Raw genomic sequence first — 21,221 nt, 5'->3', positions numbered from 1 at the left:
GGGAGAATTGTTTCTACCCGAGAAGATAAGCTATTCGGCCGGAAGGATTAGACCAGAAAGGGAAGAAGGCTCGTTCGACACATGTGAACAATCCCGGCCTTCGATTTCCACTGTTCAGTCATACCGCTTCCGCTTACGGGAGCGGTATGTGTCCTTGCGTGCCGGTATCAGGCGGGCTTCAGAACGCCTGGCCCAAACCCGCCCGAGCAGCCCTTACCTGTAACCCAGGTTGATCAGCTGAACGCGCCGGTTGATGGCGGCATCCGGCTTGGACGGATCGCGCAGCTGTTCCTCACCCAGGCCCACAGCGAAGAGATAGTCGCCCGGTACACGGAATGTGGTCACCAGTGCTTCACGCACCGCCTGCGCCCGTTTCAGCGAAAGTTCCAGGTTATATTCGCGTGCACCCTTTGCATCCGTGTGACCGACGATGAAGAAAGTCTGCCCCTGCAGATAAGGCGTGTGCAGGGCATCCGCGATAAGGCCAACGGTTTCATAGGATTCCGGGCGAATGCGCGCGCTGTCGAAATCGAACGTGATTTCCACGTTGAACTGGCGCAGAGAGGCCAGCTTGTCGGCAAGCGGCAAGGTGTTGGGAGCATTTGCACCCGGATATTTCTGGATATTTTCCAGCGCTGCCTTCTGCAGTTCATCGGCCGTAAGATCGACCTTCTGCTGGGCCCCCTGCAGGGAGTTGATGATCTCGTTGCGGCTCAGCTTGGTCTGGGCGACAAGGCCCGAAGCGGACACGGCGAGAAAGGCGGCCGACAAACCGGCCAGAAGTATCTTGTTCATGAAAAATCTCCCGGTGCCGAGTTAGCGGTAGCCGGCCAGGTCAATGGCCGTGTTGCATTTTTCGCTGACGGAAGGCTGGGCCTTCAGCAGGCAGCGCAGAAGATGGCCCGCACCGGCCTTGACGCCCTTGCAATATTGCGCGGCATCGCGCTGGCACAGTTTGGGCGCTTCCGCCTGGGCCGCCAGCCGTGCCTGAATGAGTGAAGTCACGACCAGACGGTCGGCGTTACACTTTTCCGAAACCTTGGACTGATTCTGTTCAAGACACTGAGTGATGCCGTTGTTGGCCAGTGTCGCGGACTTGCAATAGGATTCGATGTCCTTGCCACAGCTGGCGGCCAGGATCTTGATGGCGTCGGCATAGCCGACGGTCTGGGCGAAGGCAGCCGGTGCGGCGACCAGCATCAACCCGGTGGTAAATGCAAAAATCAATCGTCTCATGTTGCCAATCTCCCAATCGCTGGCACGTTACGATGCGTCAGAGTGTTTCAGGTGAAGATTACGACTTCAAGTAGATATCTGATTTTTATGCGAAGTTTCGTGAATGTCCGCCAGCCTTGACACGGACCGGCGAATATCGTCACTCGCCAGCAACGCTCACTGCCGGACACTTTCAATGCCTGTTACCCTGGAACTGAAGCGACTGGAGCACGGTCGCGATCTGCCACTGCCCGCCTATCAGTCGGTGCTGGCCGCCGGACTTGACCTTCTGGCAGCCGTTGACGGCAAGATAACCCTTGCACCTGGTGCCCGTGCCCTGGTGCCAACTGGTCTTGCCATGGCTCTGCCCGCGGGTTTCGAGGCTCAGGTTCGCCCCCGGTCAGGCCTTGCCGCCAAACATGGCGTCACCGTCTTGAACACGCCGGGCACCATTGATGCCGACTACCGCGGCGAGGTGAAGGTGATCCTGATCAATCTCGGTGACGACCCCTTCGAGATTTCACGGGGAGACCGGATCGCCCAGATGGTGATTGCACCTGTTCTGCAGGCGGACATTGTCGAAGTCGAGGTTCTCTCGGAGACCGAGCGCGGGTCCGGCGGTTTCGGTTCGACTGGCCGCGCGTGATGTCCGAGCTGATCATATTCGATTGCGACGGCGTTCTGGTCGATACGGAACGCATGGCCAACGCCAACATGGCCGCGATCATCAGCGAGCTTGGCGTTCCGATGACCGGGCCGGATTGTCAGCGCAGGTTCATGGGACGGACACTGGAAGACGTCCAGTCCATGATCGAAGAGCTGACAGGTCAGGTGTTGCCTGCCGACTGGCCGGACCAGGTTCGGCTGCGCGATCTGGAGAGCTTCAAGGCGGGTGTTCCGGCGATCGAAGGCGTGGCCGGCGTGCTGGACGAACTCGACCGGCGCGACGTCGCCTATTGCGTCGGGTCTTCCGGCAAATATGAAAAGATGCGCACAACGCTCGGCAGTTCCGGTCTGCTGCCCCGGCTGGAAGGCCGGCTGTTTTCCGCACAGGACTGCGAGCGCGGCAAGCCCGCGCCGGATGTGTTCCTGCTGGCAGCACGCACCATGGGCCACGCCCCGGAAAACTGTACCGTAATCGAGGACAGCCTGCCCGGCGTTCTGGCAGCCCGGGCAGCGGGCATGGGCGTCTATGCCTTTGTCGAGGATCCCGCCTGCGACCGCGAGGCCATGCAGGGGGCCGGGGCCGTCCTGTTCGAGGCAATGGCGGATCTGCCGGACCTGCTCTTTTCCAAGACCTGAAGCTTTTCTGGAAAAAGGTTTTACCCGCAGGATCGCAAAGGTGCTTTCGGCCCCTTATAACTTGCCGAAACCCGTACTATCTTATCGCTCCGATAGTCGAACGATGCCGGCGGAAGAAGATCCGGCCAACTTGGGAGACCTGCCATGACGATCAAGACCAGTGGTCGCGGAAAAATCTATTCCTCCATCACCGAGACCATCGGCGATACACCGATCGTCCGGCTGGACCGGCTGGCCAAGGCGCACGGTGTCAAGGGCAACCTCCTGGCGAAGCTTGAGTTCTTCAACCCGATTTCCAGCGTCAAGGACCGGATCGGCGTTGCGATGATCGAGGCGATGGAGCAGGCCGGCCAGATCGTTCCGGGCAAGACCACGCTCGTCGAGCCGACCTCCGGTAACACAGGCATCGCGCTGGCATTTGTCGCTGCCGCCAAGGGCTACCGGCTTATCCTGGTAATGCCGGAGACCATGTCGGTAGAACGCCGCAAGATGTTCAAGATCCTGGGCGCCGAGCTGGAATTGACCGAAGGGCCAAAAGGCATGAAGGGCGCAATCGCCCGCGCCGAGGAACTGATCAGCGAAATCGACGGTGCGGTGATGCCGCAGCAGTTCGAAAACGCCGCCAACCCTGAAGTCCACCGCAACACCACCGCGGAAGAGATCTGGAACGATACCGAAGGCGGCGTTGACGTCTTCGTCTCCGGCATCGGCACCGGCGGCACCATCACCGGCGTTTCCCAGGTGCTGAAGGGTCGCAAGCCAGGCCTTCATGTCGTTGCCGTCGAACCGGCCGACAGCCCCGTGCTTTCCGGCGGCCAGCCCGGTCCGCACAAGATCCAGGGCATTGGTGCCGGTTTCGTGCCGGGCGTGCTCGACACCTCCGTCTACGATGAAGTCCAGACCGTCGCCAACGAAGATGCCTTCGCCATGGCCCGGGAAGTGGCAAAGACCGAAGGCCTGCCGGTGGGCATTTCTTCCGGCGCCGCGCTCACCGCTGCCATCCGCGTCGGTCAGCGTGAAGGCATGGAAGGCAAGAACATCGTGGTGATTATTCCGTCCTTCGCAGAACGGTATCTTTCCACGGCGCTGTTCGACGGCCTCTGAGCATCCAGTCGCGAAATTTCACCCCGTCGGCCGGTTCACTCCGGCCGGCGGGGTTTTTCATGTCTTGCGGTGATGCAGAACCCTGCCGATGGTGTTCATGAGAACCTGTGCCGCAAGGGTGCTTGTGGAACCGGTCGGGTCATAGTCCGGCGCAACTTCCACCAGATCGATGCCGACGATGTCGCCCTGTCTTGCCAGACCGTCGAGCAGCTCCAGCACTTCATAATAAAGAAATCCGCCGTGGCTCGGCGTGCCCGTGCCCGGTGCGATGGACGGATCGAAAGCATCGATATCGAGCGTCAGGTAATAGCGCTTGCCGGCCGGTATCCGGGCCAGAAGCGCCTCGGTGCCGAGCTTGCGGGCCTGCCGCACGGACAGGATGTCGGAGCCCATCCTGCGGGCATCCTCGTAGCCATCGCGCGAGGTGGAGGAGACGTTGCGAATGCCGATCTGCGTCAGGCCGGTGACATAAGGCTTTTCCGCCGCGCGGCGCATTGGGTTGCCATGGCCGTAGCGGACGCCGTGTCGTTCGTCGACGAAATCCAGATGCGCATCGATCTGGACGACGTGGATCGGGTCTTCGCCGTCAAAGGCGTTGATGCAGGGAATGTTGACCGAATGATCGCCGCCCAGCACCACCGGCAAGGCACCGGCCTTAAGGATCTTGCGTACGCCGAATTCGATGCGTCTGTGGCTTTCAATCGTGTCCGTATGGACGATATCGGCGTCTCCCAGATCGACAATGCGGGTCGTTTCCGCCGGCAGGTAGGTGATGTCGTCCTCGAAATCATAAGCACCCGCATGGCCGAAGGAAAACAGCGTCGAGGCCTCCCGGATCGCGCGCGGCCCCATACGCGCGCCCGAACGCCACTGGGTGCCGAAGTCGAACGGAGCCCCCATGACGGCAACATCCGCATCGATGGCATCCCAATCCGGCTGATAGGGAAACTTGCCGAAGGTGCAGATGCCGACAAAGGGCAGGTTCAACCGCCCGCTTTCATAACCGTGTGAGGACATTCAAAGGCTCCTGTTGGGGACGGGCCAACTAGAGCATCATTGCGGAAGGGGGGAAAGGGCGGGGTTGAGGCAACCAAAAAACTACTGGCTCTGAACCTGGCTGAACTCCCTAAACCTGCTTTTCCATACGTGTCGCGGAGGAAAAGCCGAACAGAAGCTCGAGAAACCCGGTCTTTTCTTCCCCCACGGCCTTGAACCCTGAGCGCTCGTAAAGAGCTTTTGCCCTTGGGTTCGTGTCGATCACATCCAGCCGCACACGGGTGAGCGAGCGCTGGCGTGCTTCTTCGCCAATGGCTTTCAGCAAGGTGCCGCCGATGCCGCGGCCGCGGGCGCTTTCGGCCACAAAGATGCCGTCCATCAGCAGGCAGTCCGGCTCGATCCTGCGTTCCAGAACTTCCAGAAGAAGTCCGCGCCAGAGGCCGCCGAACGCGCCGTAAACCGCCGTCATGTCGGCGAGGCTGCCGCCGACAAGAGCTCCGTCCCGGGTCTTGTAACCGGCAAGGCCTAGCAGCCGTCCCTCCCGGTCGAGAGCGCTGATGGCAAAATCCGGGTTGAGGATGCGCTCGACAAGTCGAAGCGCTTTTTCTTCCGGGGCCAGTACCTTGCCGAGCTTGCCGGAAAAGGCCTGCCAGAACAGGCTGGCGGCAACCGGCCGCTGGTCTTCCGGGAAGCCGGGAGAAATGAAAATGTCGGATGACATGGCAGGATCAGCGGATGAAGACCGCGGTCCCTGTGGCGCTGACCATCAGCATGGAGCCGTTCTGGCCTACGGTTTCGTAATCGAGGTCGACGCCGATCACCGCATTGGCGCCCATTGCCTGGGCCTGCTGGCACATTTCGTCGATGGCGATCTTGCGCGCCTTGCCAAGCTCTTCCTCGTAAGCACCGGAGCGGCCGCCGACAATGTCACGGATGCCGGCAAAGAAATCCTTGAAAATATTCGCGCCAAGGATCGCCTCGCCCGTCACCAGACCCTTGTAGTCCAGATCCTTGCCCTGAATGGTGTTGGTGGTGGTGACCAGCATGCATTGTCTCCCTTTTGAACCGATGTTCGAGACATGGGTTCGTCCTCGTGGTTTTGCAAGAAACGGCGAAAATGGAAGAGGTTAGCCGGCGACAAGTCCTGCCATCACCTTCAGCAAGGCCTCGCCTTCCTCTTCCGTTCCAATGGAAATGCGCAGCCAGTTGTCGATGCGATCCTTGTTGAAGTGGCGCACCAGAATGCCTTCATCCCTGAGGCCTGTCAGAAGATCCCGTGCTGCCCTCGTTTCATGCGAGACGAACAGGAAATTGGCTGCCGACGGCAGCACGTTGAACCCGAGAGAGCGCAGGCCTTCCGCCATCCGATGCCGTTCCGTGATCACAAGGCGCCGGGTCTCCTCGAACCAGGCGGTGTCCTGCCAGGAGGCTTCTGCTCCCGCGAGCGCCAGGCGATCGAGTGGGTAGGAATTAAAACTGTCCTTGATCCGCTGCAGCCCCTCGGTCAGGTGCGGCTGACCAAGAGCAAATCCGACACGCAGGCCCGCCAGGCCGCGCGACTTGGAAAAGGTCTGTACCACCAGAAGATTGTCGAACTCGGGAACCAGACGAGCGGCGCTCTCCGCGCCGAAATCGACATAGGCTTCGTCGACCAGCACCACCACATCCGGGTTTTGCTCAAGAACGCTTCGCACCGCCGCAAGATCAAGTGCAATGCCGGTCGGGGCGTTCGGATTGGCAAGCACGATGCCACCACACGGCCCACCCAGGCTGGCCGGATCAATCCGGAAATCATCATCGAGTGGCACAGAACGGTGCGAAATGCCGTAAAGCTCGCAATAAGTCTTGTAGAAGTTGTAGGTGATATCCGGGAACAGCAGCTTGTCCTTGCCACTGAAAAAGCCGTGAAAGGCATGGGCCAGGATTTCGTCCGAGCCGTTGCCCGCAAAGACGTGATCCACACCCAGACCGAAGCTTGCCCCGATCGTTGCCCGCAACGCACCGGCTGACGGATCGGGATAGAGCCTCAGGCTGTCTTCGGTAGCTGCGCGGATTGCCCCGAGCGCGATGGGCGACGGGCCATAGGGATGCTCGTTCGTGTTCAGCTTGATGAAGCTGCGGTCCTTTGGCTGCTCACCCGGCGTATAAGGCACCAGCTTGCTGACTATGGGGCTCCAGAACCTGCTCATGGACCGTATCCTGACGGGAATTGCTGTGGTTTTTTTCGCACAATAGGCGCCAAACCGGTGCGGTAAAAGTGATTTTGACGTTGTTCTTTTCCGGCGTTGCCGAAGCTCTTATACGCGCTGAGACCGGTTCGTCTCGGGGCGGGAAAGGTTCAAGCCTTCGGTGGGGTAGGGAGACGCTGTTCCAGGGCCTCTCCGCACTCGTGAAATGGTAGGCCGCTTTCCAAGCAATTCTGTCACCAACCTCACGTCGTCTTCCCGGCCAAGCGAAGCGCGAGCCGGGATCGGGGAGGCACGAACGTTTCGATATGGACGCTAACCTGTTGCAGCCACGCGTTGGTGGTTCCCCGGTCCCGGATCTTCGCTGCGCTACGTCCGGGATGACGATGGTGAGGGTGTGGGTGAAGGTGTCGTGAAAAAGGAAAGAGCCGGCGGACATTTCCCCCGGCTCTTCCATTTGGTCAGGTCCTGTCCGCGTTTCCGGTCAGGACAGGTGATGCACCTGCTGCAGGCCGTAGACCGGGGTCGGCAGGCCTTCCATCCGCGCCTTCAGCTGTAGCGCCAGATACTGGGAGTAATGGCGCGACTGGTGCAGATTGCCACCGTGGAACCAGAGCGCTTCCTGCTGGGTCGGTTTCCACATGTTCCGCTGTTCGCCTTCCCAGGGGCCCGGGTCCTTGGTGGTGTCGGAACCAAGGCCCCAGACCTTGCCAACCCTGTCGGCCATGTCCTGGCCCATCAGGTCGGCAACCCAGCCGTTCATCGAACCGTAGCCGGTGGCATAGACGATCACGTCCGCTTCCAGTTTCGTGCCATCGTCCAGAATGACACCGTCTTCCACGATCTCGGTGACCTGGCCACGCTTCAGCTTGATCTCGCCGTCGATGATGAGCTGGCTGGCGCCGATATCAATGTAGTAGCCGGAGCCCCTGCGCAGGTATTTCAGGAAAAGGCCGCTTTCGTCGTCGCCCCAGTCCAGCCAGAACCCGGCTTTCTCCAGCCCTTCGTAGAAGTCCGCGTCCCGCTTCTTCATCTCGGCATAGGCGGGGATCTGGAACTCGTGCAGGATCCGGTAGGGCAGTGAGGCGAAGATCAGGTCCGCCTTTTCCGTCGTCACGCCGGACCGGACCGCCTCTTCCGAGTAAAGCGCGCCGAGGCCTACGTCCATCAGGGTGTCGGAGCGCACGATATGGGTGGAGGACCGCTGCACCATGGTCACATCGACATCATTTTCCCAAAGCGCCGCGCAGATATCGTGCGCCGAATTGTTGGAGCCGACCACGACCGCCTTCTTGCCGCGATACTGATCCGGTCCCGGATGTCTGGAAGAATGATGCTGGTCGCCCTTGAAGGTGTCCATGCCGGGGAATTTCGGAACGTTTGCCTTGCCCGACATGCCGGTTGCCATGACCAGTTGTTTCGGTTTCAGAACCACTTCCTCGCCGTCACGATCCACGACGACTGTCCATTCCTTCTTTGCTTCGTCGTAAGTTGCGGATTTGGCAACGGTCCGGGTCCAGTAGTTCAGTTCCATGACCTTGGTGTACATTTCCAGCCAGTCGCCAATCTTGTCCTTGGGGCTGAAGATGGGCCAGTTTTCCGGAAACTTGATGTAGGGCAGGTGGTCGTACCAGACGGGATCGTGCAGGCAGAGGGACTTGTAGCGGTTGCGCCAGCTGTCGCCGGGCCGGTCATTCTTTTCCACGATGATGGTGGGCACACCGAGCTGCCTCAGGCGCGCGCCGAGTGCGATGCCGCCCTGGCCGCCACCGATGATCAGGCAATAGGGCTGGGTCTTGTAACCGAGGTCCGCCAGTTCACGCTCGCGCTCCTCCTTCCAGTTGGTGCGGTGCTTGCTGGCGCCGTGCTTGGCCCCCAGCGGCCGGTTGAAGCCCTTCGGCTCCTCATGGCCCTTCAGCTCGGCCATGGTTGTCAGCAGGGTCCAGATCTTGCCGCCCTTCAGCCGGATCAGGCCGAAGCAGCGGGCCCGTTCGGTATCGAACTGAATCCAGGCCGTGACGACATCGCCCTCTTTCGTCGGTATTTCACCTTCCGCGATGCGCCAGTTGCTCGGCCCGGTGGAGGCCAGCTGCTTTTCCAGCATGTCGCGGACCTGATCCTTGCCCTCGACGGTCTTGATGTTCCAGGTAAAGGCAATCAGGTCCCGCCAGTAGCAATCGTCCAGGAACATGTCCGTTGCAGCGTCGATCTTGCCGTCTTCCAGCGCCTTGCCGAAAGTGTTGAGAAAAGTCTCGGTCTCGTGAACCAATGGTTTGTCGAGCATTCCAGTTCCTCCCTGTTTATGGAGGAAACAATGCAGAGCGCCCCTGCATTTTTCCATGGAACGCCCGTCAAATGATGACGTTAAGGGGCAGAAACTCCGTTTGCTGTTGCGCACGCAACAGGACGCAACAGATAGTCATGCACGCGGCTTGGGGTGTGGCTCCAGGCCGAGAGAGCGCATCCGCCGGAGCACCGTCGACCGATTGACGCCAAGCCTTCGGGCGACATGGGACATGTTCCAGCCACAGGCGTCCAGAAGTGCTTCCAGATCCTGTTTCGGGTCGGTTTCGACGCGTCTGGACAGAGACGCCTGCGGCAGATCGGTAAGGTCGATCACATCGGTTTCTGCAAGCGCTGTCGCGACATCCAGCAAGGTCGCGAGTTCACGGATGTTGCCCGGCCAATGCCGGCCGCTGAGTTCGGCGCGTGCCGAAGGTGACAGGCGCAGGTCCCGCGGAGAGCGTCGCAACAGGCGATCGACCAGCCAGTCGAAATCCTGGCGATGCCGGAGCGGCGGGATCCGGATGAGAGACCCGGCAAGCCTGAAATAAAGTTCCGGCCGCAGTGCGCGGATGCTTGTGGAACCTGCCGGATCCTGCCGCGTGGTGGCGACCACGCGAAGGTCACTTCGATGTTCCAGCAAGGCAAGCAAGGCAGCCTGGCCCGCCTTGTCCAGATCTTCGATCCCGCGCAGCAACAGCGTTCCGGCTGCAGCGTCAGACAAGGCGCCGACCTTTTCCGGTTTCAGGGCGGAACAGCAGAGCGTATGGAACGACCGGTCGGCCGGACCCAGAACATGGATGGCTCTTGCCAGATATTCCTTGCCCGTTCCGGTTTCACCAGACAGCAGGATGGGAACCTGCGTTGGTGCAAGCCGGGCAACTTTCGACACCACCTGCGACAGCGTCGCATCCTGCCCGCAGATGCCGCGCAGCGGCGTGGGCAAGGTCCCGGAAACGGGGCTGCGTGCCATGCGAGCGGCTTGCGGAGCGATGGCATGACCGTATAACCCACCACCGTCGCGCCGGCGCAGAACCCGATCTTCCGCCGGGCGGCCTCGCATCAGGGACGGCAGATCGTCGACATCCAGGTCCAGGTACATGTCGATCCGGCTTCCTATGAGGTCTGTGGAGCCGGTCGGGGCCAGACACGCGAGCGCGCCGTGTGTCATTCCCGTTATCCGTCCGCTGTCGTCCAGGGCGATGGCGGCTTCCGGATCGACTTCCAGAAACTCCGGCGATGTCGAGAAGCGCAAGACCCATTCCTTGCGCGTGGTCGCCATCAGATTGGCCATCTCGACCCGGCGAGTGGAAGCCTTCACCAGGTTCATCGCGAGGTTCTGGCTCGATTTCGGGCTTGGGGAGCGCAGGAGGGAAATATCCAGAACCGCCGCCAGCTTGCCGCAGGTATCGTAGATGGGGGCCGCCGTGCAGGACAGCGGTGTATGCGACAGCCCGAAGTGATCGCTCTGGTGGATCGTGACAGCTTCCCCCGTCACGATGCAGGAGCCGACACCGCAGGTTCCCGCAAGATCCTCGGACCAGTCGGACCCGAGATAAAGCCCCGCCTGCCGGAGATCATCCTCGAACCGCGGATCGCCGAAGAAGTCGACGCACACACCCTTGGCATCGGCCAGCAGCAGCACGTAGTTGTGCCCGGCCACCTGCTTGAACAGGGTGCGCAGGCCGGAACGAGCCGTCGCGATCAACCGCTCGGACTGCTCCTGATGTTCGCGCAGTTGCTGCTCGGTGACGATATGTGCCGGTTCCGGACGCGCCGGATCCATGCCGTACGTCTGGACACAGCGCCGCCAGCTTTCCGACACCAGCCCATCCCTGCCGGTCTCGTACCCCTTCAATACGCGGTCGATTTCACTCACATGTTCAAGGTCGCGCATGTCATCCTCCCTTGACACAGCACTTCACGATAGCCTTTCGGGCAGGCTTTGCAAATTTTGCCGGCGCAATTCTGCGTTCGTAAAGCTTGTGCAGCGGGGAAGCCCGGCCAGGAATATCAGCCTGGCCAGGTCAGAAGCGTGTCCTTGTTGATGGTGAAATTCGCGTTCGGCCTTCTGGCGTTGGCGGCAACGTTGAGATCGACAATGTTCTGGAAGGTGGAGGTCGCCTCGATTTCCGTCATGCCATACTCGGTGAAGACCTCCGGACCGAAGATATTCTTTGCCAGAAGCGGGTTGGTGAGTGCCTGGGAGAAGGCGTCGGACCCGACCATGGCCAGAAGCAGGGGCGGCAGGGGGCGCGCCCGCATCTGGTCTTCTGCCAGCAGTCCGATGGGAAGATCGACCCGATCGATGCCGCGCACGCCGTTCCAGTCGGGATAAAGCGCCTCCAGCTCTCCCGCCAGACCGGCGTCGCCTCCGGTCAGTTCCAGGAAACTGTCGTACGGACGCAGCTTCCAGGAGGCGCGGTAGGCGTTGAAGGGGGCGAGCCGGAACCTGCGGGCAAATGCCAGCGTGCGCTCTTCCGCGCCTTGCAGGAAGAACGGGGTGTTGTGAAGGGTCAGCTTGCCTGCCCGCTGGCTCGCCGCCGCATCGATGACCGCCTCGACCCCGTGTTTTTCGATGATCGTGTTGTTGAAGCGGAAATTCTCGTTTTCCAGTACCTCGCCCTGGAACAGGAGCCGATCCGGAACCATGGCATGCCAGCGGTAAAGCAAGTCGAATTCCAGCGAGATCCGGTTGGTGCGGTACCACAGGCGCTTGTCCGCATCGCCAGGCTCCACGAAGATCTTGAACGGCGAATTGGCAAGGTGGTTGATATAGTCCTCGATAATGACCTTGAGCAGCTTGACGATGTTGATGTTGCGGGCCGTTTCGAAGACGCGGTCCGGACCGAAGTGCGGGTTCCGTTTGCCGATCTCGCGCGCGAGACGATTGTGCTCGCGCAGGAAGATCGTGTTGAGCGCGCTGTAGAGGATCGTGGAATTGGCCCGTTCCAGGCCGGCCGCATAGTGGCATTTCCAGCGCTCCGGCGTGACGGCCCAATCCCCGATACCAGCCAGGAGTTCCCGAAGTTTTTTCGCCGCGCCCCATTCCGGATCGGCCCCCAGGAAGGTCGTTGCCCACATGGGCATGAAATGAATGCCGGCAAACTCGGCTTTGACTGCCAGATCCGGGCCCGCGAGCAGCGGCGGCAGCTCGCCGACGGACGTCTGCCGGGACTTCAGAAAAGCGCCGTCCCGTAAAAACGAGGTGGTTTCCTCGCCAAGACCATAGATCTGGCAAAGATCGATTTCGTGGTTCGAGGTGTTCAGCCGTTTGTTCAGCGGATGAGTGCGCAGGAAACTGTCGGTGAACCACTGGGCAAAGAAGCAGAACAGCGTGCTGGTGTCGCTCTCGACCATCGCCTTGCGCCGGTAAAGTTCCGCCACCCTCGGCACTTCCGGCAGGGCATCGACAAAATCCTGATCGACGGGTGGCAGGTGCCGGCCGGTGTAGCGGCGGTCAACCAGACCCGGCCAGCTGGCGAAGGTGCTGGTGGTCTTTTCCGGATCCTTTGGGCCCGCAACCATTTCCAGATGCGTTTCCGGGTCATGCGGCGTCCAGAGGGAGAGCGGGAGCGGACGACCGGGTGGCGCGTTCGAGATGCCGTTGATGACAAGACGGTTGATCACCCGGCTGAGCGGACCGCAACGCTTGACCAGCCGGACGAGGGCGGGAAAGGCCTCGGCCAGTTTCAGTGCCTGGCCGCCAATGAAACCGAGGATCCGCTTGTGGAGCGGCGGGTCCCGCAGGACGTCCCGTTCAGAGCGGACGCCGAGCTGATCCAGAAACGGCACGAACACCAGGGCATAGAGGATATGCGGCCAGACGTGGTGGTGCCAGACATCCTGCAGCACGAATATGAACACAAAGGCGACGACCACATTGCCGCCGATGAAGATCCAGTAACCGATGCGCAGTCGCCGGAACATAAGCCAGTTGGCATAGGCGCCGGCCCCCAGCGCCAGCCCGAGGACCATATGTATCGGATCGAAATCGTAGCGGAAGAATTCCTCGACGCCGCGATAGGCCATGATCGTCCCAACGAGCAGGCAGATGATGTCGAGAAACGTTCCCTTGAAGGATGCGCTAAGCCTCATGACCGCCCCGCATATTGCTTGGATTTGAGATATTCGATCAGTGCGGATTTCTCGCCGTCCGGAAGACCGGTGCCGTAAAGATGTCCACCGTTGCCGTTGCCGGTCAGCTGCGTGTCGAACAGGAAGCCACTTTCGCAGGCAAAGCCGACGTCCACCGGATCGAAATCCGTGCAGCCGCGATAGAAGGTCGCCGGACGGTCTTCCGGCGGTGACAAAAGCGCCCGAAGCGTCGGCACGGAACCATTGTGGAGATAGGGCCCGCGTGCCCAGATGGCGTCCAGCGGCGTGTTTGCATAGCCGTCCGTTGCCCGGTAGTGCGAGAACCGCCAGGTGTACCCCTTGCCGACATCGCCGAAGCGGCTGACGAAGGCTTCGTCGAAGAGGTCAGATCGTGCCGGGTCTGTCTGAAGGTCCGAAAGCGGCGTGACCTGCCCGAAGCTCTTGCCTCCTGGGTCATGACAGGTGCCGCAGCCTTCCCTTTCGTATATCGCGGCGCCGTCTGCTGCCATGTCAGCATTGACTGGCAAGGGGTAGGCCGGCGGCGGCAGGTCCCGCAGCCATTCCGCCTGGGCATCGATCAGCCCGCGTTGCAGCAGCCATTCCTTGGCGCCGCCGGCAAGGGCGGCGGAATAGTTGCGCTCGATCAGCGAATTGTTGTTGCCGTCCCAGTGGAACCAGCCGCCCTCGCGGATGCCCTGGTTCCAGACCGAGGGAAAGTCGACCGTTCCGACAGCCTCGTCCTTTTCCGGGCCATAGCCCCAGCGCGCGCGCCAGTTGTTGCCCGCGTCCGTGCGCCCGGGGCCATGCTGCGGTTTCACCTTCATCCAGCTGAAAGCGGTCGCCAGTCCATCGGCCTGGTCCTTGATGCCAGGCACCAGAATGGTGCGCACCAGAAGACGGTCGATTGGGCCCAGAGGTCTGCCGGCCTGCGCGGCGCTTTCAATCACCGCATCCGCCGTCAGCTTGTCACTGGCGGCAACGTAGCCAAGGAACAGGATGTAGGACTGGATATCGAGCTTTTCCGCAGGTGCACCCAGCAACAACATGGTGTTGCCGCCTGCGGTGACTTCCGCGCTGTGGCAGGTGGCGCAATTGAAACCGACCCTCGGCACACCGACGCGCCGGATGCTGAAGCCGATCGGAAGCTCCTGTCCCGGTTCCTCGATGAAGCCGAATGTGCGCCAGCCTTCGGGCAGCTCGTCCTTGAAAATTGCCGGCAGTTCGCGCCAGACCATATAAGGGAAACCGTCCCATTCGGCGCCGATGGAACCGTATTTGAATTCGGCGACCGGATTGTCAAAGGTTTGTGGCGGACCCGGCTTGATTGTGAGGCGCTTGCCTTCCAGGACCAGGCAGGCGATCAGCAGCAGCGCCGCGACAATCGCCAACCAAAGCGGCATGCCGTCGTTTCTGGGCGATACGGAGGGTTGTTGCATCTTGTAGCTTTCCGGAATGCCGGCAAAGACGGGTGGAACAACGCCATTGACTTCATGCCGCTTGCAAGCGGCACTCTCGTAGGCTTGTCGCCGGGCAAGGTTGATGGCGCCGACGGGCTCGTGCGCCGGCAGGCTGTTCCAGGGTGAAAAGGCGATGTTCTCCGCCAGTGGGGCGTGTTGATCGACGTCCTGCTGAAAGATTTCCAGCGTCGCCAGCTTTTCGTGACGCGCGCCCGGCGCCCTCGACCAGGCAATCGACAGGTCATCAACCGGCTGCGTGGCCGGATCTATCTGCACATCGACGCCGAATTCAAAAGTGACCGGGCAACGGATCAGGGTTTCCCTCAGCGCGACGGCCAGTTGATCGCGTGCGGACCGGACCTCAGGCGGATCCACCGGCACCGGCCTTGGCGTTGCGGTATATTTCACCAGAAGATCGCCAAGCCGATAAGGCGTGGTGCTGAAGTATCGGCTTGCAAGCGGAGACACCGGGCGATGAGAGACAAAGGCCCGGATCCTGCCAAAGAGATAGAAGCCGGTGAACAGAAGCCGGGACAGGGGCTTCAGGCGGGCAAGACCGCGTTTCAGCACCAGGGTGTTGATGTCGTCGTAGTCGCCCAGGTCACCGGTGAAAAAGGTTTCATGGTCGACGAGAATGAAGTCCTGCACCCTGCCGTCCGGGTTTTCAGCCGACAGCCACTCCCTGTCGATGCCCAGCACCTTGATGGCCATGCCGTGGGCATCCCGCTTCCGGTCATCCAGTTGGCGGCCGTTGGAAAACCGGACAAGGGCGTCATATGTGCCCGGCAAGGCGAAGAGACCGTGACGCAAGTCCTCCGGCACTTCGCCGATACTGAAGCGGGCGCGGACACAGCCGTGATGTTTCGGGTGCTGTGGGCGTCGCGCCAGACCGGGAACCGTGCAAATGGCCTCGGCATTGGTACGGGCGATGCTGTCGATCAGCCCCGCGTCTCCACCGGTTTCCGATTTGCCCGACCGTGCCGGTTCTCTCGAGGCCATTCAGCCCGCCCTCTCGCGTTGGTGGGTCAAACGCATGGTCCGGCTCTTCAACTGCCGATGCGTTTAATTACCTTACGTAAGGCTAGCTTTTATTTTCAGGGAAGGGAAGGTTTCCGGCCGTTGTCCGTCACGGTGGTGTGACGGCATCCTTTTGAAATACAACCTGATTTGGTCACCGGGTTGTATTTCTTCGTTCCGGCAATCATTTCTGCTCCGTGCCAGACGCTCGGGATGACAAGGTGGCCCGGGTCAAAACATTTGATCCGGGCCCTGTTGCCTCAAAGGAGTTCAGTTGGAACTGAGGTCGACATCCGTCCCGTAGATCCGGGCGATGTCCTGAAGCATTGCGCGGGCTGCAAGAATACCCTGCGACGTTGCCCAGACACCGTCATCGACCTTGTGGGCGTTTCCCGCCTTGACGACTTCCAGATTGGCCCAGAGAGGGTCTTTCAGCGTCTCGCCCTCCAGGGCCGTGCCCTCTCCATTGCCGGTGTCATATGTCAGGTAGAACATCCGGTCGGCTTCCATGTTCGGGATGCTTTCCTTGCCGACGGCAAGAGCCAGACCGTCCTGCGCCTGTACCTCGGGCCGCTTGAAACCGATGTCGTTCAGCACAACACCGGAGAAACTGTCATGGCGATAAACGTAAAGCTGGCCGGGCACGAAACGGACGACGGAAACCGTGTCCCCGGCATTCTCGCCGAGGGCGGCGCGCAACCGGGCAACGTCGGCCTCATAGGCACTGACAAGCGCTTCGCCTTGCGCTTCCATGCCGACCGAGCTGGCATAGAGCTTCATGTTGTCCTTGAAATCCGTGGCATTGACCACAAACACCGTGGGCGCAATGGCGGAGAGCTGAGGATAGATTTCCTCGTGCCGCTTCTTGCTGCCGAGGATCAGATCCGGCTCGAGCATGGCCAGCCGTTCCAGGTTGACCGCAAGCTCCGTCCCCACAACTTCAACTCCGGCCATCCGGTCGCCCAGATGCGGGTACCAGGGATCGCCATACCAGGATGACGCAGCCCCAACAGGCGTCTTGCCCAGCATGAGCATTGCCTCGGTGCCTTCGTTGGTGAGAACGACAATCTTCTGCGGAGTGTCCGGCACCTCGGTGGTGCCCATGGCATGGGTAATCTCGGCAGCGGACAAGGCGCCGGGCAACAAGGTTGGCAACAGGGCTGCGCAAAAACAAAGGCTGGACAGAAAACGCAAGGGGTATCTCCGGCATTACAGGTTATCTGGCTTGCCGAACCCCGACTGGCTTGAGGAATTTTTTCCTGGAAATTGCCGTCTTTGTCAAATGAAGAAGCTCAGGCCTGCAGGAACCGTCCGGGTGCAAGCTGGTCCAGTGTGATACCGCAGGCGGACAGATCACCCGGCAGGTCCCGGCCGGCAACAAGGGCCGCCAGTGACCTGCCCATCGCCGGGGATGTCAGAACCCCGCATCCGCCCTGGCCTGCGCTGACAAAATAAGCCGGATGATCGGGAAATCCGCCGCAGACCGGGTTTCGGTCAGGCGCAAACGTGCGCAGTCCTGCCCAGCTTGCGGATGGACGCGGCACGGCCAGCTCGGTGTCGATGCCGATATGATGGATCGCCTCTGCAAGGCGAAGGTCATCTGCATAAACCTCTCCCGGAGAAACTGGATCAGCCTCTGCCGGTGAAGCCGTGAAGCCGTGCGGCTGCGGATGGACGTACCAGGTGTAATCGGCCGTCGTGACATGTGGCCAGACACCGGCGTCCTGACGGTGAAGCGGAAACGTGAAGGCCGAACGGCGAAAGGCCTTGAGGCCAAGCGCCGGGACACCGGCAAGATCCGCAACCCGGTCCGCCCAGGCCCCGGCCGCATTGACCAGAACGGGCGCCGACACCGTCCGGTCTCCGGCCGTCACCTGCCATGTGTCGGCAATCCGCCGGATGGAAGTGACTTCCGCCTTGCAGACGAAGCGAGCGCCATTGGCAGCCGCCGCCTTGCGATAGGATTGAAGCAGCAGATCGACATCGATATCCATCGCATCTGCTTCGAAAACACCCGCATGAACCCGTTCCGGCCGGAGGGCCGGAAACAGGGCCAAAGCCTCTTGTCTGTCGACAAACCGGCAGTCCGACCCGGCCTCCTGCAGCCTTGCCATCAGCTTCTCCAGAACAGGCCGATGCTCCTCACGCCCAACCGTCAGGCAGCCGCGGGGCACGACAAGCGTCTGCTCGCAAAATCCCGGCGGCGGCGCCTGAAAGCACGAACGACTTGCCGCGGCCAGTGCGCGCATGGTGTTGGCGGAAATGCCGGCCGTGAATTGCCCTGCCGTGCGGGCTGAAGACTGCGTTGCCAGCCCCGGCTCGCGCTCCAGAAGCGTCACTTGCGCAAACTCGGACAGAAAACAGGCCGCGCTCAGCCCGGCAACACCGCCGCCGATGATGATGACGTCTGCTGTCATTGCGTCAGACAATCCCTCGCGGTCTCACGATCAACGCTTTCACGCCGCCTTGCGGGACATGTCTTCGCCGCGGTAACTCAAGGCCTCCGCCAGGTGAATGCGGCCAACCTGATCCGCACCGTCCAGATCGGCCAGCGTGCGGGCGAGTTTGAGGACGCGGTGATATCCGCGTGCGCTCAGGGCAAGACGCTCGGCAACATCGCGCAGGAAAGCGAGCCCCTTGTCATCTGGCCGTGTCATGGTTTCGACAATCGATGCAGGTGCCTGGGCATTTGTGCGGCAGGCAAGGCCAAGTTCCAGGAAGCGCGCTGCCTGGATGCTGCGCGCTTCAGCAACCCGAGCAGCCACGACGGCGGACGGTTCACTGGCTGCAGGGCCGATCAGGTCTGCCGCCGTAACGGCCGGAACCTCGATCCTGACGTCGATCCGGTCAAGCAGCGGTCCGGACACCCGGGCCTGATAGTCGGTGACGCAGCGCTCGCCCCGGCGGCACTGGTGACCCGGCTCGCCCGCATGGCCGCAGCGGCAGGGGTTCATGGCCGCCACAAGCTGGATGCGGGCCGGATAGGTGACCCGGTGGTTTGCGCGGGCAATTACCGCTTCGCCCGATTCCAGCGGCTGGCGCAGACTGTCGAGAACCTGCGGATTGAACTCGGGAAGCTCGTCGAGGAATAACACTCCGTTATGGGCGAGCGAGACCTCACCGGGCCGGGCGCGCATCCCGCCACCGACAAGGGCGGCCATGGAAGCGGAGTGATGCGGCGCGCGGAAGGGACGTCGATCAGTCAATTTGCCTTCGGCAAGCTCGCCCGCGAGCGAGGCGATCATGGACACTTCCAGAAGCTCGCGCGGGGTCAGGGCCGGCAGGATGGACGGCAGGCGCTGCGCCAGCATGGATTTGCCGGAGCCGGGAGGACCGGTCATCAGAAGGTTGTGCCCGCCGGCAGCGGCGATCTCCAGCGCCCGTCTGGCGCTTTCCTGTCCCTTGACCTCCGCAAGGTCCGGCAGCACACCGGCATTGCCGCGCAGCCGGGCCACCGGCCGGGAGAGCACCTGTGTTCCCTTGAAGTGATTGGCGAGCTGGATCAGCGAGCGAGGCGCGAGAATGTCCATGTCTGCGTCGGCCCAGGCAGCCTCGCCGCCGCTGGCTTCCGGGCAGATGAGGCCCTTGCCGATGCCGTTGGCGCCCATGGCGGCCGGCAGGACACCGGCAACAGGCGCAAGCGTGCCGTCGAGACCAAGCTCGCCCAGAACAACGTATCTTTCCAGAAATTCAGCCGGTATGGCGCCGATGGCGGCCATAACGCCCAGCGCAATCGGCAGATCGTAATGCGAGCCTTCCTTGGGCAGGTCGGCAGGGGCGAGATTGACTGTGACGCGTTTGGCCGGCAGGGCCAGGCCTGAAGCGGCAAGCGCCGCACGAACTCGTTCCCGACTTTCTGCAACGGCCTTGTCCGGCAGGCCGACGATGGTGAAGGCAACCATGCCCGGCCCGACATGCACCTGCACGTCTACCGGAACTGCCTCGATGCCCCGAAACGCGACCGTCGTGATCCGGCTGACCATATTCACCTCTACTTACAGATGCAGGTCAACGAAGCATATGTCGATAAAAGACGCAAGAACAAATATGGAACAGACGGGGTCAGTCCGGTCAGGAGACCAGCACGCGCAGCTTGCTTCCGCTGGCAACAGTGAAGTTGGCACGGGTCAGAACTGCATCGAGATAAGCGGGCACCTTAAAGTCTTCACTCGGCTGCAAACCGTTGGTTTCCAGCCAGTCGGACACAAGTTCAAGGAGCCGGTCCGGGTCTTTTTCATAGAGGGCCCGACATAGCTCCATGTCGAGCTTGGCCCCGGCGGTGTTGGCAGCGGTGAGTATCATCGATCCAATCGCATTCTGTTCATCAATCATAGCGTGCTGCCAACATGCTTGCAATTTCCGGGAAAGGCCAGCACATAGCGGTTATGTGGGCGTTGGCCACCATAACCCGCTGTTATGGTCTGACCCCTTCGGTCTGCTTTCCGGCCGCAAAGCCCGCCAGGCCGCAGCACAGAAGCCCGGCTGCGAAGAAAAGTGCCGAATGGCCGACAACCGGAATGAGAAAGCCGCTCAGCACGGGTCCGACCCCCTGCCCCAGGGAAATCAGGAAGAAGGTAAAGCCGAACCCGATGGACGGTGCCTGCCGGAACAGCCTCATGCTCCACATGCCGAAAAGGGCGGTCATCACGATGAAACCGACGCCGAAACAAGCCGCTGACACGTAGATCCCGAGCCTTGTTTCCACCAGCAGCGGCAGAGTGCCGATTGCGGTCCCGACCAGAACCGCCAGGACACGATAGGCAGCCTGCAAACCCCAGCGATCGACAAGACCACCGGCGAAGCAGCCGGTAACGCCCGAAATGCCCAACACGATCCAGAACAGGATTGCGTCTCGTGGATTGCCCGTCAGCATGGTCAGGAGTTCGACGGCATAGGTCCAGTAGACGGCGGTGACGATGCCGAAAAGAAATGCCGCGACAAACAGTCCGCGCGCTGTCCGATCCATAAGGATCCAGACGGACACCCTGGGACGGGCATGTTCCAGATGCACGCTGCGCCGGGGCAAGGTGGCTGCGTTCCAGATCGTTACACTGAAGGCGATAACCGCGAAAACCAGCCAGGCGAGCCGCCAGTCACCACCGGCGAAGAGAGCCAGCGGCCCGGCAAAGGCAACGCCGAAACCGGTGCCGGAGTTGATCCAGGCATAGACGCTGTTCTGCCGGCTGAGTTCCGTATGACGCACGATGACATCGGAAAAGGGCGGATAGGAAAGGCCCGGGCTTGCTCCTGCAACGAAGACGCCAAGCGCCAGTATGAACGGCGTCTGTGCCAAGGCGATCATAGCCATGCCTGCGGTGGCGGCGAGGCCGCCGAGCAGGATCGGCAAGCGCGGTTCGAACACCGTCGACAGCCAGGAACCGACGAAAGTCGCCGCCAGATAGCCCAGATAGGACAGACCGGCGATCAGGCCGACCGTTTCCGGCGACAGCGCGAATTCCTGACGGATTTCCGGCAGGAACAGGCCAAAACAATAGCGTGCCAGTCCGTAGGTGACAGCGACGATGGCCAGGCCCGCGGCAGTAAGACCGCGGGTCTGTGCCAA

18 protein-coding genes are annotated in these 21,221 nt (G+C 61.4%); 3 read left to right on the top strand and 15 right to left on the bottom strand.

The window, feature by feature from the left end; genetic code table 11:
• Nucleotides 1-213 precede the first annotated feature (213 nt).
• The gene (locus ACVDG9_RS25980) at nt 214-795 is read right to left on the bottom strand and encodes an OmpA family protein (RefSeq protein WP_447239339.1); all 582 of its coding nucleotides are present in this window, start codon (nt 793-795) and stop codon (nt 214-216) included.
• A gap of 21 nt (nt 796-816) precedes the next feature.
• Nucleotides 817-1,236, bottom strand: a complete 420-nt coding sequence (locus ACVDG9_RS25975; RefSeq protein ID WP_208992429.1) for a hypothetical protein — start codon at nt 1,234-1,236, stop codon at nt 817-819.
• A gap of 175 nt (nt 1,237-1,411) precedes the next feature.
• Between ACVDG9_RS25975 and dut the strand changes: the two genes are divergently transcribed.
• The 3 genes from dut to cysK all read left to right on the top strand — a co-directional run bounded on the left by dut (nt 1,412) and on the right by cysK (nt 3,621).
• Nucleotides 1,412-1,861 carry a dUTP diphosphatase gene (dut, locus tag ACVDG9_RS25970; protein ID WP_023002343.1) on the top strand — a complete coding sequence of 150 codons (450 nt, stop codon included), beginning with the start codon at nt 1,412-1,414 and terminating at the stop codon, nt 1,859-1,861.
• Complete coding sequence (locus ACVDG9_RS25965) at nt 1,861-2,517, top strand: HAD family hydrolase (RefSeq protein WP_205838620.1); 657 nt, start codon at nt 1,861-1,863, stop codon at nt 2,515-2,517. Before dut ends, ACVDG9_RS25965 begins: the two co-directional genes overlap by 1 nt.
• 144 nt (nt 2,518-2,661) lie before the next feature.
• Entirely contained in the window at nt 2,662-3,621 is a 960-nt protein-coding gene (gene cysK, locus ACVDG9_RS25960; protein ID WP_447239338.1) for a cysteine synthase A, read from the top strand.
• Between the two features lie 57 nt (nt 3,622-3,678).
• Here cysK and speB read toward each other — a convergent pair whose 3' ends face one another.
• The 13 genes from speB to ACVDG9_RS25895 all read right to left on the bottom strand — a co-directional run bounded on the left by speB (nt 3,679) and on the right by ACVDG9_RS25895 (nt 21,221).
• Nucleotides 3,679-4,638, bottom strand: coding sequence for an agmatinase (gene speB, locus ACVDG9_RS25955; RefSeq protein ID WP_062485816.1), 960 nt, complete (start codon nt 4,636-4,638; stop codon nt 3,679-3,681).
• Between the two features lie 109 nt (nt 4,639-4,747).
• Nucleotides 4,748-5,338, bottom strand: coding sequence for a GNAT family N-acetyltransferase (locus ACVDG9_RS25950; RefSeq protein ID WP_447239337.1), 591 nt, complete (start codon nt 5,336-5,338; stop codon nt 4,748-4,750).
• A gap of 7 nt (nt 5,339-5,345) precedes the next feature.
• The gene (locus ACVDG9_RS25945; RefSeq protein ID WP_023002348.1) at nt 5,346-5,663 is read right to left on the bottom strand and encodes a heavy metal-binding domain-containing protein; all 318 of its coding nucleotides are present in this window, start codon (nt 5,661-5,663) and stop codon (nt 5,346-5,348) included.
• An 81-nt stretch (nt 5,664-5,744) separates the two neighbouring features.
• A complete protein-coding gene (locus ACVDG9_RS25940) occupies nt 5,745-6,806 on the bottom strand; it encodes a pyridoxal phosphate-dependent aminotransferase (protein ID WP_447239336.1) in 1,062 nt (353 codons plus the stop codon).
• 481 nt (nt 6,807-7,287) lie between these two features.
• On the bottom strand, nt 7,288-9,087 hold the full coding sequence (locus ACVDG9_RS25935; protein WP_447239335.1) for an NAD(P)/FAD-dependent oxidoreductase: 1,800 nt from the start codon (nt 9,085-9,087) through the stop codon (nt 7,288-7,290).
• Between the two features lie 135 nt (nt 9,088-9,222).
• Nucleotides 9,223-10,983: a sigma-54-dependent Fis family transcriptional regulator gene (locus tag ACVDG9_RS25930; RefSeq protein ID WP_447239334.1), complete on the bottom strand. Its 1,761-nt coding sequence runs from the start codon at nt 10,981-10,983 to the stop codon at nt 9,223-9,225.
• A gap of 116 nt (nt 10,984-11,099) precedes the next feature.
• Nucleotides 11,100-13,184 (bottom strand): peroxidase family protein, encoded by a 2,085-nt coding sequence (locus tag ACVDG9_RS25925; RefSeq protein WP_447239333.1) that lies wholly within the window; start codon nt 13,182-13,184, stop codon nt 11,100-11,102.
• Nucleotides 13,181-15,640 carry a c-type cytochrome gene (locus ACVDG9_RS25920; RefSeq protein ID WP_447239332.1) on the bottom strand — a complete coding sequence of 820 codons (2,460 nt, stop codon included), beginning with the start codon at nt 15,638-15,640 and terminating at the stop codon, nt 13,181-13,183. The genes ACVDG9_RS25925 and ACVDG9_RS25920 overlap by 4 nt, the downstream gene beginning before the upstream one ends.
• A gap of 288 nt (nt 15,641-15,928) precedes the next feature.
• Nucleotides 15,929-16,852, bottom strand: coding sequence for an ABC transporter substrate-binding protein (locus ACVDG9_RS25915; protein WP_447239331.1), 924 nt, complete (start codon nt 16,850-16,852; stop codon nt 15,929-15,931).
• A gap of 98 nt (nt 16,853-16,950) precedes the next feature.
• Complete coding sequence (locus ACVDG9_RS25910) at nt 16,951-18,075, bottom strand: NAD(P)/FAD-dependent oxidoreductase (RefSeq protein ID WP_447239330.1); 1,125 nt, start codon at nt 18,073-18,075, stop codon at nt 16,951-16,953.
• 39 nt (nt 18,076-18,114) lie between these two features.
• The gene (locus tag ACVDG9_RS25905; RefSeq protein WP_055660350.1) at nt 18,115-19,641 is read right to left on the bottom strand and encodes a YifB family Mg chelatase-like AAA ATPase; all 1,527 of its coding nucleotides are present in this window, start codon (nt 19,639-19,641) and stop codon (nt 18,115-18,117) included.
• 88 nt (nt 19,642-19,729) lie between these two features.
• Complete coding sequence (locus ACVDG9_RS25900; RefSeq protein ID WP_023002373.1) at nt 19,730-19,990, bottom strand: hypothetical protein; 261 nt, start codon at nt 19,988-19,990, stop codon at nt 19,730-19,732.
• An 82-nt stretch (nt 19,991-20,072) separates the two neighbouring features.
• Nucleotides 20,073-21,221: an MFS transporter gene (locus ACVDG9_RS25895; RefSeq protein WP_447239329.1), complete on the bottom strand. Its 1,149-nt coding sequence runs from the start codon at nt 21,219-21,221 to the stop codon at nt 20,073-20,075.

The organism is Roseibium sp. RP-7 (genome assembly GCF_053005225.1).
Note: the sequence above shows the minus strand (reverse complement) of the source record. Positions and strands in the feature narration are given on the sequence as shown.

What these genes read in the sequence shown, in the direction of transcription:
- ACVDG9_RS25965 (WP_205838620.1), top strand. Translation starts at nt 1,861, where the DNA reads ATGTCCGAGCTGATCATATTCGATTGCGACGGCGTTCTGGTCGATACG.
- cysK (WP_447239338.1), top strand. Translation starts at nt 2,662, where the DNA reads ATGACGATCAAGACCAGTGGTCGCGGAAAAATCTATTCCTCCATCACC.
- dut (WP_023002343.1), top strand. Translation starts at nt 1,412, where the DNA reads ATGCCTGTTACCCTGGAACTGAAGCGACTGGAGCACGGTCGCGATCTG.
- ACVDG9_RS25920 (WP_447239332.1), bottom strand. Translation starts at nt 15,640, where the DNA reads ATGGCCTCGAGAGAACCGGCACGGTCGGGCAAATCGGAAACCGGTGGA.
- ACVDG9_RS25905 (WP_055660350.1), bottom strand. Translation starts at nt 19,641, where the DNA reads ATGGTCAGCCGGATCACGACGGTCGCGTTTCGGGGCATCGAGGCAGTT.
- ACVDG9_RS25925 (WP_447239333.1), bottom strand. Translation starts at nt 13,184, where the DNA reads ATGAGGCTTAGCGCATCCTTCAAGGGAACGTTTCTCGACATCATCTGC.
- ACVDG9_RS25940 (WP_447239336.1), bottom strand. Translation starts at nt 6,806, where the DNA reads ATGAGCAGGTTCTGGAGCCCCATAGTCAGCAAGCTGGTGCCTTATACG.
- ACVDG9_RS25910 (WP_447239330.1), bottom strand. Translation starts at nt 18,075, where the DNA reads ATGACAGCAGACGTCATCATCATCGGCGGCGGTGTTGCCGGGCTGAGC.
- ACVDG9_RS25950 (WP_447239337.1), bottom strand. Translation starts at nt 5,338, where the DNA reads ATGTCATCCGACATTTTCATTTCTCCCGGCTTCCCGGAAGACCAGCGG.
- speB (WP_062485816.1), bottom strand. Translation starts at nt 4,638, where the DNA reads ATGTCCTCACACGGTTATGAAAGCGGGCGGTTGAACCTGCCCTTTGTC.
- ACVDG9_RS25980 (WP_447239339.1), bottom strand. Translation starts at nt 795, where the DNA reads ATGAACAAGATACTTCTGGCCGGTTTGTCGGCCGCCTTTCTCGCCGTG.
- ACVDG9_RS25945 (WP_023002348.1), bottom strand. Translation starts at nt 5,663, where the DNA reads ATGCTGGTCACCACCACCAACACCATTCAGGGCAAGGATCTGGACTAC.
- ACVDG9_RS25900 (WP_023002373.1), bottom strand. Translation starts at nt 19,990, where the DNA reads ATGATTGATGAACAGAATGCGATTGGATCGATGATACTCACCGCTGCC.
- ACVDG9_RS25930 (WP_447239334.1), bottom strand. Translation starts at nt 10,983, where the DNA reads ATGCGCGACCTTGAACATGTGAGTGAAATCGACCGCGTATTGAAGGGG.
- ACVDG9_RS25935 (WP_447239335.1), bottom strand. Translation starts at nt 9,087, where the DNA reads ATGCTCGACAAACCATTGGTTCACGAGACCGAGACTTTTCTCAACACT.
- ACVDG9_RS25975 (WP_208992429.1), bottom strand. Translation starts at nt 1,236, where the DNA reads ATGAGACGATTGATTTTTGCATTTACCACCGGGTTGATGCTGGTCGCC.